At 72.3% G+C, this 15,169-nt stretch carries 13 protein-coding genes; 7 read left to right on the top strand and 6 right to left on the bottom strand.

What is annotated here, in order from left to right:
• The first annotated feature begins 21 nt into the window (after positions 1 to 21).
• The 3 genes from gabT to L3i22_RS26380 are packed head-to-tail and all read left to right on the top strand — an operon-like array spanning position 22 to position 3,001.
• The gene (gene gabT / locus L3i22_RS26390) at positions 22 to 1,344 is read left to right on the top strand and encodes a 4-aminobutyrate--2-oxoglutarate transaminase (RefSeq protein WP_221329629.1); all 1,323 of its coding nucleotides are present in this window, start codon (positions 22 to 24) and stop codon (positions 1,342 to 1,344) included.
• The gene (locus tag L3i22_RS26385; protein ID WP_221329628.1) at positions 1,341 to 1,622 is read left to right on the top strand and encodes a hypothetical protein; all 282 of its coding nucleotides are present in this window, start codon (positions 1,341 to 1,343) and stop codon (positions 1,620 to 1,622) included. The genes gabT and L3i22_RS26385 overlap by 4 nt, the downstream gene beginning before the upstream one ends.
• Positions 1,619 to 3,001 carry an NAD-dependent succinate-semialdehyde dehydrogenase gene (locus tag L3i22_RS26380; protein WP_221329627.1) on the top strand — a complete coding sequence of 461 codons (1,383 nt, stop codon included), beginning with the start codon at positions 1,619 to 1,621 and terminating at the stop codon, positions 2,999 to 3,001. Before L3i22_RS26385 ends, L3i22_RS26380 begins: the two co-directional genes overlap by 4 nt.
• Before the next feature lie 243 nt (positions 3,002 to 3,244).
• Here L3i22_RS26380 and L3i22_RS26375 read toward each other — a convergent pair whose 3' ends face one another.
• Both L3i22_RS26375 and L3i22_RS26370 read right to left on the bottom strand, forming a co-directional pair.
• On the bottom strand, positions 3,245 to 3,643 hold the full coding sequence (locus L3i22_RS26375; protein ID WP_221329626.1) for a hypothetical protein: 399 nt from the start codon (positions 3,641 to 3,643) through the stop codon (positions 3,245 to 3,247).
• A complete protein-coding gene (locus L3i22_RS26370; RefSeq protein ID WP_221329625.1) occupies positions 3,640 to 3,816 on the bottom strand; it encodes a hypothetical protein in 177 nt (58 codons plus the stop codon). Before L3i22_RS26370 ends, L3i22_RS26375 begins: the two co-directional genes overlap by 4 nt.
• A gap of 150 nt (positions 3,817 to 3,966) precedes the next feature.
• On the opposite strand from L3i22_RS26370, the gene L3i22_RS26365 reads away from it, so the two are divergent.
• Both L3i22_RS26365 and L3i22_RS26360 read left to right on the top strand, forming a co-directional pair.
• The gene (locus tag L3i22_RS26365; RefSeq protein ID WP_221329624.1) at positions 3,967 to 4,803 is read left to right on the top strand and encodes a hypothetical protein; all 837 of its coding nucleotides are present in this window, start codon (positions 3,967 to 3,969) and stop codon (positions 4,801 to 4,803) included.
• A gap of 205 nt (positions 4,804 to 5,008) precedes the next feature.
• Positions 5,009 to 5,737, top strand: coding sequence for an alpha/beta fold hydrolase (locus L3i22_RS26360; RefSeq protein WP_221329623.1), 729 nt, complete (start codon positions 5,009 to 5,011; stop codon positions 5,735 to 5,737).
• Between the two features lie 129 nt (positions 5,738 to 5,866).
• On the opposite strand, the gene L3i22_RS26355 is transcribed toward L3i22_RS26360, so the two are convergent.
• Positions 5,867 to 9,040 (bottom strand): AAA family ATPase, encoded by a 3,174-nt coding sequence (locus tag L3i22_RS26355; protein ID WP_221329622.1) that lies wholly within the window; start codon positions 9,038 to 9,040, stop codon positions 5,867 to 5,869.
• A 99-nt stretch (positions 9,041 to 9,139) separates the two neighbouring features.
• Between L3i22_RS26355 and L3i22_RS26350 the strand changes: the two genes are divergently transcribed.
• Positions 9,140 to 9,562, top strand: a complete 423-nt coding sequence (locus L3i22_RS26350; protein ID WP_221329621.1) for an ester cyclase — start codon at positions 9,140 to 9,142, stop codon at positions 9,560 to 9,562.
• 55 nt (positions 9,563 to 9,617) lie between these two features.
• On the opposite strand, the gene L3i22_RS26345 is transcribed toward L3i22_RS26350, so the two are convergent.
• Positions 9,618 to 11,426 (bottom strand): ATP-binding protein, encoded by a 1,809-nt coding sequence (locus tag L3i22_RS26345; RefSeq protein WP_221329620.1) that lies wholly within the window; start codon positions 11,424 to 11,426, stop codon positions 9,618 to 9,620.
• A gap of 55 nt (positions 11,427 to 11,481) precedes the next feature.
• A complete protein-coding gene (locus tag L3i22_RS54645) occupies positions 11,482 to 12,561 on the bottom strand; it encodes a TetR/AcrR family transcriptional regulator (RefSeq protein ID WP_370644509.1) in 1,080 nt (359 codons plus the stop codon).
• A gap of 43 nt (positions 12,562 to 12,604) precedes the next feature.
• Here L3i22_RS54645 and L3i22_RS26335 point away from each other — a divergent pair, with 43 nt between their 5' ends.
• Positions 12,605 to 13,477: a hydrolase gene (locus tag L3i22_RS26335; protein ID WP_221329619.1), complete on the top strand. Its 873-nt coding sequence runs from the start codon at positions 12,605 to 12,607 to the stop codon at positions 13,475 to 13,477.
• A gap of 515 nt (positions 13,478 to 13,992) precedes the next feature.
• Here the strand turns inward: L3i22_RS26335 and L3i22_RS26330 are convergent.
• Complete coding sequence (locus tag L3i22_RS26330; RefSeq protein WP_221329618.1) at positions 13,993 to 15,168, bottom strand: macrolide family glycosyltransferase; 1,176 nt, start codon at positions 15,166 to 15,168, stop codon at positions 13,993 to 13,995.
• Between the last annotated feature and the right edge of the window lies 1 nt (position 15,169).

Raw genomic sequence — 15,169 nt, 5'->3', positions numbered from 1 at the left:
CAGGTGAACACACTGTTCGGCGTGAGCCTCGAACAGAAGCGCCGGCTGGTCACCGAGTTGCCCGGTCCCCGGTCCCAGGAACTGATGGAACGCAAGCTCGCCGCGGTTCCCGGCGGCGTCGGCACCACCATGCTGGTGTTCGCGGCGCGCGCCGCGGGCGGCATCGTCGTCGACGTCGACGGGAACCACCTGATCGACCTCGGCTCCGGCATCGCGGTCACCACCGTCGGCGCGAGCGCGCCGCGGGTCGTCGCGGCCGTCACCGAGCAGGTCGCGGCGTTCACCCACACCTGCTTCATGGTCACGCCCTACGACGGGTACGTGTCGGTGGCCGAAACGCTGAACCGCGTCACGCCGGGTGACCACGACAAGCGCACCGTGCTGTTCAACTCGGGCGCGGAGGCCGTGGAGAACGCGGTGAAGATCGCCCGGGCACACACCGGTAAGGACGCCGTGGTCGTTTTTGATCACGCTTACCACGGGCGCACCAACCTGACGATGGCGATGACGGCGAAGAACATGCCGTACAAGCACGGCTTCGGCCCGTTCGCTCCCGAGGTGTACCGCGCGCCGGGGTCGTATCCGTACCGGGACAACGGTCTTGACGGCCGGGCGGCGGCCGCGCGTGCCATCGACCAGATCGAGAAGCAGATCGGCGCGGACAACCTGGCCGCGTGCGTGATCGAGCCGATCCAGGGCGAGGGCGGCTTCATCGAGCCGGCGGAAGGTTTCCTTCCGGCCCTCGCGGCGTGGTGCCGGGCCAACGGCGTGGTGTTCGTCGCCGACGAGGTGCAGACCGGCTTCGCCCGCACTGGTGACATGTTCGCCTGCGACCGCGAGAAGGTAATTCCCGACCTGATCGTGACCGCGAAGGGAATTGCCGGCGGGCTGCCGCTGTCCGCGGTGACCGGCCGCGCCGAGATCATGGAGGCGCCGCACGCCGGTGGGCTGGGCGGCACCTACGGCGGCAACCCGCTGGCCTGCGCCGCCGCCCTGGCCGCGATCGAGACGATCGAGGCCGACGGCCTCGTCGCCCGGGCCCGCGAGATCGAGGCCGCGGTCATCTCCCGGCTGCGGCGACTCCAGGTCGAGGACAACCGATTGGGCGACGTACGGGGTAGGGGCGCGATGCTCGCCGTCGAGCTCGTCCGGGCCGGCACGGCGGAGCCCGATCCCCGGCTGGCCCGCGACGTCGCCCGGTACGCCCACCAGCGGGGCGTGATCGTGCTGACCTGCGGGACGTACGGAAACGTCCTGCGCTTCCTGCCGCCGCTGTCGATCTCCGACGACCTTCTCGACGACGCGTTCGACGTGCTCGCCGCGGCCTTCGGGGAGATCCGATGAGCACGACCGCAGCGGTCCGCCCCGCAGCGGCACCGAATCGGCACCTCGCCGCCGGGACGATCCCGGCGAACAAGAATGCGGCAGCCCACCCGGCAGCGGCCACCACGGCACCGGACCAGCGCCTCACCGCCAGGGCGATCCCGGCCAGCCAGAACGCGGCGGCCCACCAGCACCACACCGCCGGAACGATCCCGGCGAACCAGAACGCGGCAGCCCGCCCGGCAGCGACCACCGCAGCGCCGAACCAGCACCTCATCACCGTGGGAGAGATCCGATGAACACGATCGCAGTTGTCGACCCGGCATCGCTGGTGACGGTCGCCGAGGTGCCGGACCAGGACGTCGCCGCGGCACGGTCCGCGGTGGACGCGGCGCACCAGGCGTTCCGGGCGTGGGCCCGCACCGCTCCCCGGCACCGGTCGGAGATCCTGCACCGGGCGTTCGAGCTGATGCTGCGGGACCGCACCGAGCTGGCCGCGCTGATCGCGCGGGAGAACGGCAAGTCGCTGACCGACGCGGCGGGCGAGGTCACCTACGCGGCGGAGTTCTTCCGGTGGTTCGCCGAGGAGGCCGTGCGGCCGGGCGGCGAGTACGGCGAGGCCCCGGCCGGTGGCGCCCGCACGCTGGTCACGCATCGCCCGGTAGGGGTCGCCGCGCTGGTCACGCCGTGGAACTTCCCGGCCGCGATGATCACCCGCAAGATCGGCCCGGCGCTGGCCGCCGGCTGCACCGTGGTGGTGAAGCCGGCCGCCGAGACGCCGTTGACCGCGCTGGCGATCGCCCGGCTCCTCACCGAGGCCGGCGTGCCGGAAGGTGTCGTCACCATCGTCACCGCGTCGGATGCTTCCGCCGTGGTCGGTGCCTGGCTGAACGACCAGCGGGTCCGGAAGATTTCTTTTACCGGCTCGACGGCGGTCGGCCGGGTGCTGCTGCGCCACGCGGCCGACCGGGTGGTCAACTCGTCGATGGAGCTGGGTGGCAACGCCCCGTTCATCGTCGCCGAGGACGCCGATCTGGACGAGGCGGTGGCCGGCGCGATGATCGCCAAGTTCCGCAACGGCGGTCAGGCGTGTACGGCGGCGAACCGCTTCTACGTCCACGAGGCGGTGGCATCTTCCTTCGTGGCCCGCTTCGGCGCCGCGGTGGAGAAACTTTCCGTCGGCGCGGCCACGGACGGTGCCGAGATCGGCCCGCTGATCAGTGCGTCGGCCCTGCGCCGGGTGTCGCGCGCGGTCGCCGACGCGGTGGCGGCCGGTGCCCGGATCTCCCATCAGGCGGCTACGCCCGATCTGCCGGGCCACTTCTATCCGCCGACGGTGTTGGTGGACGTGGCTCCGGATGCGGCGATCCTGCAGGAAGAAATCTTCGGCCCGGTAGCCCCGATCGTCACCTGGTCCGACGAGCGGGAGATGCTGGCCCAGGTCAACGCCACCGAGTACGGCCTGGCCGGCTACGTCTTCTCCAGCGACCTGGCCCGGGCGATCCGGATCGGCGAATCGGTGGAGGCCGGCATGGTCGGCATCAACCGGGGGCTGGTCTCCGACCCGTCCGCCCCGTTCGGCGGGGTAAAGCAGAGTGGTCTGGGTCGCGAGGGCGCCCGGGAGGGTCTGCGGGAGTTCCAGGAGACCCACTACCTGAGCGTCGCCTGGCCCTCCTGACCAGCACCGCGCCCACCCGACCGAGGCAGCCAGCAGGCTGCTCCGCGATCCAGCTACGCGCCCGGCCGTGCAGGGCAGCCGACGGGCTGCTCCGCGATCCAGCTACGCGCCCGGCCGTGCGGCTGTTCCGCGATCCAGCTACGTGCCTGGCCCTGCGCGGGGCAGCCAGCGGGCTACTCCACAGGGCCAGCTACGTGCCTGGCAGCGCGGGGCCAAATCACGTTCGTGGTCAGGCCAGTGCCGCTACTCCTCGATGTGCAGGACGATGTGGCCGCCGGCGACGCCTTTGTACCAGCGTGGGTCGGCGGTCATCACGTCCACGCCGAGGTCCAGCGCCAGCATCGCGGCCGAGGCGCAGTCCGGCCGGCCGGTCAGGGTCCGGAGTGCGACCAGCGCGGCCCAGTCGTCCGCGTCGTCGGCGATCAGGAACGTCGCCGGGTGGGCGAGCAGCAGCTCGATCCGCTCCCGCTCGATCATCGCCGTGTTGTGGCCGGCCTCGATCAGGCACCACAGCGGGATGACCACCGCCCCGTTCTCATCGTTGACCTCGGCCAGCGTCTCCCCGACCGCGACCGAACCGCGGACCCACGCGGTGATCGCCGACGTGTCGAGAACCAGCTTCGCGTCGCGCCCCTCCGTCACGCGGGCCGCGACCGCAGCCCGGCGAGAAACGCCGCCCGGCCGTCCGCGTCCCGAGCCCGCTCCGCCTTCCGGCGGCGCTGCTTGGCCCTGGCCTTACCTTCGTCGGTAACCGCCAGCCCCATCCGCGCGTGGATGTCCTCGACGCTCAGCTTCGAACTGGTGTCCTGCTCCATCCGCCCAGAGTAACCGCGCCCGCGCCCTTCCGGTAAGCACGCCCCATCCACTCATTTCCGGCCGGTCGATCATTCCGGGCCGCCGGTCACCCCGCCGGCCGGCTCCGGATCGACGGGGTGGGGTGCGGGCGCCTGAAATCATCGACTGATGTGAGATTGTTTTCGGCGGTGCGGGCGGCGGTGCAATGGTGCGAGCGGCTGGTCGCGGGCTGGGTCCGCCCGCTGCGGATCGGCGTCGCGATCTTCCGTGCCGCGCGCCGCGGAACGCCCCTGCCGGACGCGCTCGCCGATGCCTACGCGACGGCCGCGTTCCGGGAGATGTCCCGGCCGCGGGCGATCGCGTTTCTCCTGGACATGGCGGACAGCGCGCTCCGCGCGGGCCGGCCGGACGAGGCGCTGGCGCTGTATCGCAAGGCCGCCGGGGCCGGTGACCACCGCGCGGTCCGGAAGGTGGTCAACTGGCCGGGCGTCCGCGAGGATCCGGCGGCGATGGAGGCGGTGTACCGCGCGGCGGTCGCGGCCGGCGACGTGACGTCGCTGTCGTCGCTGGCCGTGGTCCGGGCCCGGCGCGGTGACGGCGTGGAGTCTCGCGAGCTGTTCCAGCAGGGTATCGACGCCGGTGACATCTACTCCCTGCTCGGATACGGCACGTTCCTGCGCAATGGCGGCGAGCCCGGCGAGTGGGCCGAGGCGGTCGAGAAGTATCGGCGGCTGGCCGACGAAAACTCCGGCGCGTTGGCACCGCTGGGCGCGTTGTTGCTGGTCGCGCCGGGCGGGGAGGCGGAGGCCGAGGTCGTGCTGCGGCGCGGCGCCGCACTGCTGGAGAACAGGTCCCGCAGCGTGCTCGCCGCCCTGCTGCTCAACCGCGGGGCCGTCGACGAGGCGGCGGAGCTGATCCAGCGGGTCCGGGCCACCGGCGACGAACACGCCCGGGTGTTCGTCGAGGGCCTCGCCACGGAGTACGAGCTGCCCCTACCACCCGGCTGAGCCGCCGAAAGAAAAGAACCACCGAAAGAAGAGAACCACCCCACAGGAAGAAACCGCCGCAGGAAAAGAACCGCCGCAGGAAAGAACCACCGCCGGAACACGGCCCACTTCAGTGGCAGTTCACTCGATCTCCACAAGCGCGAACCAGCATCGGTGACGACTTCACGAAACGAACGAACAAAATCTCTGGCTGGGGAGCACAACCATGGTGAAACCGACGATCGTCCTGGTGCACGGCGCGTGGGCCGACGCCTCGAGCTGGAACAAGGTGGCGACGGAGCTGCGCGGTCACGGGTTCGAGGTGCTCGCCCCGCCGAACCCGCTGCGCGGCGTGGCCTCCGACGCCACGTACCTGTCGTCGTTCCTGGCGCAGCGCACGAGCGGCCCGGTCGTCCTGGCCGGCCACTCCTACGGCGGGGTCGTGATCAGCAACGCCGCGGGCAGCGCCGAGAACGTCAAGGCGCTGGTCTACGTGAACGCGTTCATCCCGGCCGAGGGCGAGAGCATCTTCCAGATCCTGGGCGGCTCGGGCTCGGCGCTCGACGTCCCGGACCCGACCACCGTTCTGGACGTGGTCGGCTACCCGGGCGCCCCGGAGGGTGACGCGGAGGCGTTCCTCAAGGCGGACACCGTGTACCGGCTGTTCGCCCAGGACCTGTCCGAGGCGGACGGCTGGCTGGTGCTGGCCGGTCAGCGACCGATCACGCTGAGCGCGAACGCCGCCCCGACCGAGGCCACCGCGTGGCGGACGCTGCCGAGCTGGGCCGTGCTCGGCACCGACGACCTGGTGATCCCGGAGGCGACCCAGCGCTCGATGGCCGAGCGGGCCGGCTCGAAGATCTCCGAGGTCGCGGCCTCGCACCTGTCGATGGTGTCGCACCCGGAGGTGACGGTCGAGGCGATCCTGGCCGCCGCCGCCCACGTCACCGACTGAGCCCGCCCACGACCTGATCAGCGCGGCGAGCAGACTACGGCCGCCCACAACCTGATCAACGCGGCGAGCAGACAAAGCCGGACCCAACCTGATCAGCGCGGCGAACCAACAAAGCCCGCCACAACCTGATCAACGGGGAGAAAAGGGTGAGCGAGCAACCGGGCTGAGCCCGGCCAGGAACTCGCCGGCGCGGCGGGCGAACAGGTGGGCCCCACGCTCAACGGAGAGCAACCGGGCCGCCTCGCCCGCCGCGCGCACCTCCGCGACCGGCGCACCCCGGTCCCGCAGCAACCGGGCCCGCAGCAGGAGCAGCAGCCCTTCGGCATACCGCTGCCCCTGCGCGTGCAGGAACCGATCCGCCCGGTCGAGCGCCTCCCCGGCCTCGTCCACCCGCCCGGCCGCCAGCCACATCTCCCCCAGCAACCCGTACCAGGTGTGCAGATTGGACCGCGGCGGGTCGAGCAGCACGTCGGTGATCACCGATGCCGCGCCGGTCGCGGCACCCGCCGGGTCGTCGCCGGTCACCGCCAGCGCCCAGAACCGGGCCAGCCGCAGGTAGGCCCCGAAGAACGTGTACGAGAACCCGGGATCCGCCTCGATCCCCCGCTCGGCCGCCCGCAGTGCCCAGTCCGGGTCGCCGGCCATCGCGGCGATCCGCGCGGCGAAGCTGGCCGACACCGTGATCGCATACGGATCGTCCCCGGCCCGCGCCTCCAGCGTGTCGAGCCGGGCCCGCGCCGCGCCGACGTCCCCGTGCAGCGCGGTCGTCTCGGCGACCATCCCGGCCGACATCAGCCGCAGGTCGTACCGCAGCGACCGCTCGGCCCACGGATCGTCGCCGGCGGCCCCGTCCGTCGAGGTCAGATGCCGGAACGCCGCCCCGATGTCGCCAAGATCCCATTGGTGGATTCCCCAGGCATAAAACCCATATCGCCGTACGACGGGATCGCGCGACGCCGTGCCCAGCTCCAGCAGTCGCCGGGCCAGCCGTCCGCTCTCCCCGAGTTGCCCGGCCTGCGAGTGCGCGGCCCGCCGGGAGAACAGGAAGTCGGCGGCCTCCCGTTCCCGCCCGAGGCCGCGGGCCAGGTGCTCGGCCCGCCGGAGCATGTCGGGCGCCGACGAGTGATAGCCCGCACGCATCCCGGCAATGACCGTGAGCTGCGACAACGCGGACAGCTCCAGTTCCGGCAGATCGGCCGCGCGAGCCAGCCGGACAGCCGAGTCCAGGTGCTGCCCGGCCGCTTCGAGCGCGGATTTCGCGGCCGCGTGCCGGCCCGCCCGCAGCAGCGCGGTCGCGGTCCGGGCCCGGTCGGCCAGCGGCCCGGCCGCCGACAGGTGGTGGGCGAGCCGTTCGGCGGTCTCCTCGTCCGGCCCGGCGTGCTCCAGCGCGTCCGCGATCTCCAGGTGCAGCCGGGCGGCCCGCAGCGGCGGCGTCGCCCCGGCCACCGACTCCCGGACCAGGTCGTGCGTGAAGCGCAGAGCGAACGGATCGTCCCGACCGGGACCGATCAGCCCGAGCGGCTCCAGCGGCTCGGTGCGGGCCAGGCAGGCCGGCACGTCGAGGCCGGCCACTCGGGCGAGCAGCCGCAGGTCGACGTCGCGGCCGAGCAGCGCGGCGATCTCCAGCAGGCGCCCGGACTCGGCGTCCAGCGCGGCCGCCCGGTCCCGCACGACATCCCGCACGGTGGCCGGAATCGACACCTCACCGCCGGCGGCGAGGATTCGGGACAATTCAAGAACAAAGAACGGATTTCCCGCCGTACGGACGTGAAGGTCTTGAATGGCGGCGAAGCCGGCGTCTTTCCCGATCTCCTGCCGGACCAGCTCGCCCACCTCGGCCCGGTCGAGCGGTCCGAGGCGGATCCGGCGGTAACACGGGGTGCGGCTGGTCAGCGCGAGGATCCGGGTGAGCTCCGCGCCGGGTGCGGGGGCGCCGTCGCGGAGCGCGCCGACGAGCACGGTCCGGCCGGGCAGGCGGGTCGCCAGGTGGCCGAACAGGCGCAGCGAGGCGTCGTCGGCCCACTGCAGGTCGTCCAGCACGAGCAGCACCGGGCGCGCCGCGGCGGCCTCCTCGAGCACCGCGACGACCTGCTCGAACAGCCGGAACTGGGCGCCCTGGTCGGGGATCGCGAGGTCGTCCTCGGGCGGTTCGGCGAGGCGGCGCAGCTCACCGGCGAGCCGGCGGGTCCGGGCGGCGGCGGGCAGTGCGCCGAGCAGCGCCCGGGTGGCCTGGATCCACGGCCACATCGACGGGGCTCCGGCGCCGTCGAGGCAGCGGCCCCAGACGGTGAGCGCGCCCCGGCCGGCCGCCTCGCCGGTGATCTCCCGTAGCAGGCGGGTCTTTCCGCTGCCGGGCTCGCCCTCGACCAGCACCAGACCGGTGCCGTCGGCGAACGCCTGGTCCACCGCCTGCCGCAGCGTCGCCAGCTCGGCGGTCCGGCCGACCAATCCGCCAGTTGGGCCAGGGTCAACGCTGGGGCCAGGGTCGATGCTTGGGCCAGGATCGATGCTGGGGCCTGGGCCACTGCCGCTGGTCAGCGTGACCGGGGTGATGCTGTCGGCGAGGAGCTGCTGGTGGGCGGCCCGCAGCGCCGGGCCGGGCTCGACGCCGAGCTCGTCGTTCAGGCGGGCGCGGACCGCGCCGAAGACCGCGAGGGCCTCGGCCTGCTGGCCGGCCGCGCCCAGCGTGGTGATCAGGCTCGCCTGGACCGGCTCGTGCAGGGGTGCCATCGTCGCGGCCAGGCGCAGGGCGCGCAGCACCGGCTCCGGGCGGCCCAGCGACGTGGCGAGGCGGGCCGCGGTCACGCACGTACCGAAGAATTCGGTGTCGACCGTGGCGAAGATCGAAGCCGCGCCCGCGCCGCGGCGGAGGCCGTCGGCGGCCGCGCCCTGCCAGAGCCGGAGCGCGTCCGCGTAGGTGGCGAGCGCCTCGTCCGGTCGCTGGTCGGTCAGGGGCGCGGCGGTGCCGGTGAGCTCGCGGAAGCGCGCGAGGTCGAGGAGGTCCGGGCCGGCCTCGATCAGGTAGCCGGTGCCGGAGCGCATCAGGTAGCTGCCGGACTCCCGGGCGGGCAGCGTGGGCTGCAGGAATCGCCGCAGCGCGCCGACGTTCTTGTGGACCGTGTTCACCGCGCTGGCCGGGGCGCCGTTCTCCCAGATCAGGTCGACGAGGTCGGCGACCGCGATCGGCCGGCCGGCGCGGGCCAGGAGCAGCGCGAGCAGGAACGCCTGCTGCCTGGGTGGCAGGGCCGACTCGGCGCCGTCGTGCCAGACCCGCAACGGGCCGAGGATCTGCAGCGCCAACACGACTGGTCAGCGTAGCCGGTGCCGGCGGAACCGCCCGGCGCCGTCACATTCCGGCCGCCGGTCCCGTCATGACCGGTGAGAGACCAGGGAGGCAAGCCCATGTCAGCAGAGAACATCGCGGCGTTCCACCGGTTCCACGACGCCGTCGAGAGTCGTGACCCGGAGACGATCGCGAAAGTGGTGGAGGAAACTTTCCACCCGGACGCCAGGTTCCACACCGCGGAGCCGGGCGGCGTTCCGGCGGTCCCGGCGCAGAACCGGATCTGGCGGGTGCTGTTCCGGGCCTATCCGGATCTGCGGGTGACGATCGACGAGCTGCTCGCGGTCGACGACAAGATCGTCGCCCGGCAGACGGTCACCGGGACCAACACCGGGGAGTACCGGGGGCGACCGGCGAGCGGCCGGCGGGTCACCTACCAGGAGATCTTCATCGCCCGCTTCGACGACGGGCGGATCACCGACCTGTGGGGCGTGGTCGACCTGTACACGCAGCTGAGTCAGCTGGGGCACATCCGGGAGTAGGGGCGCTCCTTCCGGTCGTACGCCGAAGCGGGTTTTGTTGTGGTTTTTGGGGTTCTCATGGGCGTGGGGCGACCTCGGCCGGGGTCGCCAGCGTCTCGCCGACCGCGGCCAGCAGCTCGATCGCGGTGAACGGCTTGTGCACGATCCGCTCCGACTCGCCGAGGTCGAAGCGGGTGCGCAGCTCCTCGTCGCTGTAGCCGGACATGAACAGCACGCGCAGCCGCGGGTACCGCCCGCGCAGCTGCTCGGCGATCTCCGGGCCGGAGCGGTCGCGGAGCACGACGTCGGTGATGATCAGGGCGACGTCGTCGAGGTCGCCGTCGTCGAGCGTCTTGATCCGGTAGCCGTTGTCGCGCAGGATGCGAACCACCAGGTCACGGACGTACTCCTCGTCCTCGATCACGACGACGTGCTCGCCGTGACCGGCTGCCGGACCACCCACGTCCGCCTCGGCCGGCTGCTCGTTCAGCTCCTCCGCGAGCGGCAACAGGATGTGGAACGTGGTGCCGATGCCCGGTTCGGACTCCACGTTGATCTGGCCGCCCGCGTCGCCGACGATGCCGTAGACCGTGGCCAGGCCCAGGCCGGTGCCCCGATCGGCGGGTTTCGTGGTGAAGAACGGCTCGAAGAGCCGGTCGCGGACCTCGGCGGTCATCCCGCACCCGGTGTCACTGACCGTGAGCCGCGCGAACCGGCCCTGCCAGCGATCGGTCTCGACCATGATCACGCCGCCGTCCGGCATCGCGTCGCGGGCGTTGATGACCAGGTTGAGCAGGATCTGATCCAGGCGGCCCCGGTTCGCGCGGACCGGCAACGGCTGCGGATCCGGGTGGCACACCAGCCGGATGTTCGCCCCGATCGTGCGGCTGAGCAGCTCACTCGAACAGGTCGCGATGTCGCTGAGGTCGACATTCGTCACCTCGGTCGGCTCCCGCTTCGCGAACAGCAGCAACTGGCCGGTCAGCGAACGCGCCCGGTCGGCGGCGTCCCGGATCCGGGCCAGATCCCTCGTACCGGCCGGGGTGACCTCGTCACCGAGGAAATCCGCGTAGTTCAGGATGATCGCGAGCAGGTTGTTGAAGTCGTGCGCGACACCGCCGGCCAGCTGCCCCAGACTCTCCAGCCGCGCCGCGCGGGCCGAACGTTCCAGTGCCACGCGCTCCTCGGCCTCGCGCCGCTTGCGGCGGCTGATGTCACGTTCGGTGGCGGCCGCGGCGACGACCCGGCCGTGCTCGTCCCGGATCGGCGAGACCGCGACGTTGACCAGCAGCTCGTGGCCGTCCCGGTGGATCCGGCGGGACTCCTCCAGCAGCACGTGGTCGCCGGCGGCCAGGTTGGCGAGCGCCTCCTGCAGCAGGTGCACCCGGCCCGGCGGGAGCACCTTGGTGAACCTGGTGCCGACGACCTGGGCGGCGGTGTAGCCGTACAGACTCTCCGCGCCGGCGTTCCAGATCGTCACGACACCGTCGAGGGTCATCACGATGATCGCGTCCGCGGACTGGCGGACCAGCGCGGCGAGCATCTCCCGCTCCTGGGTGGCGGCCGCGGTGGCCCGCAGCAACGTCCGCAGGTGCCGGGCGATCGCCCAGCTGACCACGGTGAGCGCGGCCACCACGAGCAGGCGCCAGGCCTGGTCGCCGGTGCCGAACAGGCCTTTCTCGGTGGAGATCACGGCGGAGGCCGTCAACGCGTAGCCGCCGACGCCCAGCACCGCGCGCGGTCGCGCGGACGCCACGGCCAGCACCGGACCGATCGCCAGCATGCCGAACACCAGCATTCGCGGCGGCGCCACCATGGAGACGGCGGCCAGCGCGGTCACCGTCACGTACGCGGCCAGGACGTACGAAGAATGCGGTCGCTTCATGGTGCGGCGCCTTTCCGCGCGGCGGGCCCTCCCTGGCATCTCCGGTAGGGGCAGATTAGTCCCGGTTCGCCCCTGCTGACCCGTCCTTCGTTGAAACCTCATCGCCCGACAAAAACTGCGCGGCGGCCATCCGTGCGTATCGCTCGGGGAGGTCGGCGGGGGCGGGATTGCGCATGAGGGCCAGCTCGTAGAAGAGCGGCGCACAGGCCGCGACAATCACACTCCGCGCCTCAGCCGCCGCCCCCGCATCCGCGCCCACGCCCGCACCGCCAGCCCCCGCATCCGCGCCCACGCCCGCACCGCCAGCCCCAGCCCCCACGCCCGCGCCGCCAACCCTCACGCGCGCGCCCGTGCCGCCAACCGCAACCCCCACGCCGCCAACCGCAACGCCAGTGCCCGCGCCGCCAGCCCCAGCGCCGCCAGCCCCCGCATCCGCGCCGCCGCCAGCTGCGGCTGCCGCGCCGGAGTCAGTCGCAGCGCCCGCGTGCCGGTCAGTCTCGGTGACCGCAGCCCCGGCTCGCGCACCAGCCGCAACCCCCGCAGCCGCAGCCCGCGCGCCGGACGCGACCACCGCCCGCATGCCGGCCACAGCCCCCGCAGCCGCAGCCCGGGCGGCGGGCGCAGCGTCCGAGTGGCCTTCCCCGGCGGGCTCGGCGCGGGATGCAGCGCGTTTGTCAGCCGCGACCCCTGCGCGTGTATCGGCGGCGCGGGTCACGACGATCGCGGCGCGGGCGTACCGGTCCTCCCAGAACGTCCGCAGCGCGGTCGCGGCCGCCGGGGACCGGAACGACGCGGCGATCAGCGCCTGGGCGATCGACGGCCGCTCGGTCAGCACGGCGGCCACCTGCCGGTTGATCTCGATGAGATCACCGATCAGCGAACCGGTGTCCGGCGGCTCCCACGGCAGCTCACGGGCAGCGTCGACGGTATCGGCCAGCAGCCCGCCGACGTCCCGCCAGCGCCGGTAGACGGTCGCCCGATGAACCCCTGACCGCGCGGCGACCGCGTCGATGGTCAGTCCGTCATAACCCTCCTCCAGCAGTAATGCCGAGACCGCCTCGAGCACCCGCTCCCGGGTACGCGCGGTCCGCCCGCCGGGCCGCACCGAGCCCGGCAATTGCGTATCGTCATCCACGGATTAATGTTACAACTGTCGCGTTAATGAGAGGAGCAGTGACGTGCCTACCCTTCCCTCCGGCTGGACGCCCTACGCGGTGACCGGCGACGCCACCGGCACCATCTGGACCACGCTGCTGAAACCCCACGGCCTCGGCCGCATCTCCACCACCTCCGAAATCCACCTCGAACCACTGACCGGCCAGCCGATGCTGCTGGCCACCGCCCCGGACGGAGCCCTCTGGTACACCCGCACCGACGACAAACTCGGCCGCCGCGACCCGTCCGGCTCCCACACGACGATCAACGTCACTCCCGGCTCATCGCCCTACGGCATCGCCGTCACCACTCCCCCACACGCCAACCCCACCGCCCGACCTGGCGACGTCTGGTTCACCGCCGCCGGTACCAACCAGATCGTCCGGGTGAGCGGCGGAGAGACCGCCATCACGATCGACCTGCCGCTGCCCGACTCGCGGCCCGCGATGCTCACGATCGATGGTGACGGCGCACCCTGGGCAGCCCTCAACGGTGCCGCGGCACTGGCCCGCGTCCGCCCCGACGACACCGTCGACCTGGTCGAACTACCCACCGGCAGCGCTCCGGTCGGCATCACCGCGTCCACAGACGGCATCTGGTACGCCGATATCGCCCGCGGACTCGCCGGCCGGATCTCCCGGTCGGGTTCGATCGACGAATTCCCGTTCCCCGATCCCGCCTGCCGCCCACACGCCGTCGCCCCCGACCCGGCCGGCGGCTGCTGGGTGACCCTGTGGGGCTCCACCGAACTGGCCCGGATCACCACGGACGGCAAGATCACCCTCCACAAGCTCCCCGGCGAGGAACCGCACGGCCTCTGGGTCTCCCCCACCCACGTCTGGGTGGCAATGGAGAGCGGCGCCGTCGTCTCTGTCGAGCGAAGCCCGGCGCCGTAGACCACTCAACGATCAACGCCGCACCCTGAGATCGCCTCACCCCGCGACCGATGCCGTAGTCGTCGCGCACCTCCCACCTCCGCAACTCGTCCGCCCCGCAACTCGCCCGGCAGACCGCCCCTCGCACGGCCCAGCAGCCCGCCCCCTCGCACGGCCCAGCAGACCGCCAACCCGACCGACCGGCATCCCGCCCTCGCACGGCCCAGCAGACCGCCAACCCGACCGACCGGCATCCCGCCCTCGCACGGCCCAGCAGACCGCCAACCCGACCGACCGGCATCCCGCCCTCGCACGGCCCAGCAGACCGGCAGCCCGCCCGACCGAGCGTGAACCGCCAAGCGGCGGCGGCTCGCGGGGAGGCCGTTGAGCAGCCGGACGGCTCCTACCGACAGCTCGACCGACCAAGCATCAAGCGCCAGCGGGCGGCTGACAGGCCCTGAGTAGCCGAACGGCCTCGACCGGCCAAGCACCGAGCGGCAGCGGGTGCTTGGTAGGCCCTTGAGCAGCGCGAGGCCTTATCCCGGCAACGCGGCCTCGATCAGATCGACGCCGCGGGTCACCCCGCACTCAGCGCGCACATCGCGGCTGAGCTCGTCGGACCTGGCGGCGACATCCGGATCCGTGGTCAGCGCGATCAGGATGGCGCGCAGTTCCTCGGCGGTGACGGTCTCCAGATCGATCACCTGGGCGACGCCCAGCGCGGCCAGGCGCTCCGCATTCGCGAACTGGTCGGCTGCCTGCGGGGCGGCGATCATCGGGGTGCCGTGGAACAGGCCCTCGGCGCTGCCACCCATTCCGGCGTGGGTGAGGAACGCGTCGGCCTGGGCCAGGATCGCCGGCTGCGGCACCCAGTCGCGGACCTCGACCGAGGGTGGGACCGCGCCCAGCTCGGCCGGGTCGACCTCGCTGCCGATCTGCAGGACGGTGTGCCAGCCGCGCAGGGCCCCGAACGCGGCGACGCAGCGCCGGTAGAAGTCCGGATGGTTGGTGAAGGCGGAACCGAGCGACACCAGCAGCACCTTCTCCACCCCGGGCGGTCTCGTCCACTGCTCGGTCGCGGCCCGCTCGCCGATCAGCGGGCCGACGAACTGGAAGCCCTCCGGATTCACCTTGTCGGCGTGCGGCTGCAGTGCTCGGGGGATCAACGCCAGCCCACGATCGGGTCGGCCCATGAAGGCCGGGCCATCAGTGACCGGCGACCCCTGCTCGGTCAGCCACTCGGTGAAGCGGCGGTAGTAGTCCGCGCCGCGCGGGTCGGCTCGCATGCCCGCGATCGCCTCCGCCATCTCCTGCTCGTAGCCCTCCCAGGCGACGAACGTGGGTGACAGCTGGATCGCCGGGATGTCCCACTCCGCGGCGAGGAGCCGGGCCGGGGCGCCGGCAATGTCGTACAGAAAGAGGTCTGGTTTGTCGTTGAGATAAGCGGCCCGCAGCTGGGGCAGCATCCTGATGGCGTCGTCGAGGAACAGCGTGAGCTGGTCGATGGTGTCGCCGGCCCAGCCGGCACCGGCCTTGGGCAGGGTGGACTCGTAGGGTCTGAGCTGCGCGCCGATGTCGCTGATCGGCTCGGCCCAGCAGGCGTCGTTGGCATAGGTGACCCGGTGGCCGCGCGCGACGAGCGCTCGCAGCAGCTCCAGGCTCGGGTTGACGTGCCCGTGGAACGGAATGCTGACCATGGCGATGTGCGGCATG

The sequence above is a fragment of the Actinoplanes sp. L3-i22 genome (assembly GCF_019704555.1).
Classification (GTDB): Bacteria; Actinomycetota; Actinomycetes; order Mycobacteriales; family Micromonosporaceae; genus Actinoplanes.
This window is presented reverse-complemented; position numbering and strand designations above follow the sequence as displayed.